At 54.7% G+C, this 1,877-nt stretch carries 1 protein-coding gene; it reads right to left on the bottom strand.

Translation table 11 applies throughout. The features are described 5' to 3' along the window. Positions 1-392 precede the first annotated feature (392 nt). Positions 393-1,799 (bottom strand): ISNCY family transposase, encoded by a 1,407-nt coding sequence (locus WFP70_RS26395; protein ID WP_337024893.1) that lies wholly within the window; start codon positions 1,797-1,799, stop codon positions 393-395. Positions 1,800-1,877 lie beyond the last annotated feature (78 nt).

Below are 1,877 nucleotides of genomic sequence, written 5' to 3'. Positions count from 1 at the left end.
AATGTTAAAGCTAAGCAGAGATGACCACTTTTAGGCAAACCTGAGTTGTCCGGATGAGATAAATTGCAGCCTTTCAAATCACAGTATGATGTGGAATTATTGGCAGATAAATTTGATTATCAGGGAAGCCAACTTTGAGGCATGAACTCTGGGTCGAGCCTGATGGATGCCAGACCTTTTGTCTGAAAGGTGTCCAGGGTAATGCAGCAAGATCATTATTGGATCCTGGTGCAAAACTTATATGGGAAGTGGATGCGGCCAGCCATTATGAAGCAATGACCCTTTATTATAAATATATGGACTGGGGCCAATATATGACGTCTTTTCCTGAACAGGATTGTAAAAACTTATTCCGAACTGGGTTGGGAATAAAGTTACTGAACAAGCCTGATTTAAGTATCTTTCCGCTCAAAAATTTCCTCGCTGCGGCTCTGTAAGTCAAATAACGCTTCCATTAAATCATCCTCATTCACCGCACGTTGCCGCTTTTTAGCTGGATCTTTCTTCGCACTTCTCCGACTCGGCCCGGTTCCGGCCGGGAGGCCCTGAGACCGCGTATTATCACGCTTGTCCTGCATCAGCTTGGCCACGGCCAGCGCGTGTCCAAGCCGTTTGTTGTCAACGATCGCACCCTGGTCAACTTCAGACAGCCGGTCGTAGGCAGAGTAGGGAAGCACCGTGCCGTGACTCCTGAGTTCAACGCGACCATCCGGGTACTGCCAGGCATCCAGATATTTACCCATCGCGCGGCGGCTGTCATCGTTATCCTCAAGTAGCAACAGCATTTTATCGTAGCGGACCGTCAGCGCTTTCGAAACCTTGCGCGGTTCGCGCCAGGTAAATATCTGGTTCAGGTTGTCGTCTGCATCGAGCGGACGGTGAACGTCAAAATCATGCCTCGGTGCCTTCGCGAAACGCCGGTTGTAGTCCGCCATAAACTCAGCGGCAAAGGCGTTAGCCGCGTCAGGCGTGCTGATGTCACGCAGCCTGAGTTCCTTGACCAGCCGATCCTGCAATGTGAGGTGTGCACGCTCCACGCGGCCCTTGGCCGAGCTGGTGTTGGCGCAGATGCCGGTGATGTTCAGCTCGTTCATCGCGCGACCGAACTGCGTCTGACCGTCGCCGCCAGCCGCATTTTTATTGTTGATGCGGAACACGCTGGCCTTGTCGCTGTAAAACGCCAGCGGCTTGCCGTGCTGCTCCAGATAGCCGCGCGTGGCTTCAAAGTATGTGAACGTGGACTCGGAGCGGACGAAATGAAGCTGCATCAGGCGGCTGGTCGCGTCATCCACATAAACCAGCAGCGTGCAGGCCGGGGCGCGTTCCTCGAACCAGCGGTGATCGCAGCCGTCGATCTGTATCAGCTCGCCGACACAGGCGCGCCGGTAACGCGGTTGCTGAATCTTTGGGACGCGATGCCTGCGCGGGATCCAGAGTCCTGACTGCATCATCAGCTTGCGTACGGTCTCTTTAGACAGCGTCACGCCGTGCAGCTCGGCCAGCTTCTCGCAGGCCAGCGTCGGGCCAAAATCAGCGTAGCGCTCGCGGATGATCTGAACCGCACGTTCAGCAAGGCCAGCAGGCAGCTGATAGTTGCTGGGCTTACCGCGCCGCCGATCAGCCATGCCCAGCGGACCGTCTGAACGATAGCGCTGAAGCAGGCGACGACAATGCCTGTCGGAAATACCGAGACGCTCAGCAGCGAGATGGGTTGTCAGCCGCCGGTCGACGACGTCCTGAATAACTTTAAGCCGGTTAACTTCGTTCATCGTGAAAAACTCCGCACCAGAAGCCGTCATATCAGGATCCTCAGCAGGTAGCCCGAAGCGGCCAGGTAAGCTTAGCTCAGAACGGCCAGGTTAGCTTTGCTTCTATAA

The sequence above is a fragment of the Pantoea sp. USMM079 genome, assembly GCF_037153115.1.
In the GTDB taxonomy this organism is placed as follows: domain Bacteria; phylum Pseudomonadota; class Gammaproteobacteria; order Enterobacterales; family Enterobacteriaceae; genus Pantoea; species Pantoea communis.
This window is presented reverse-complemented; position numbering and strand designations above follow the sequence as displayed.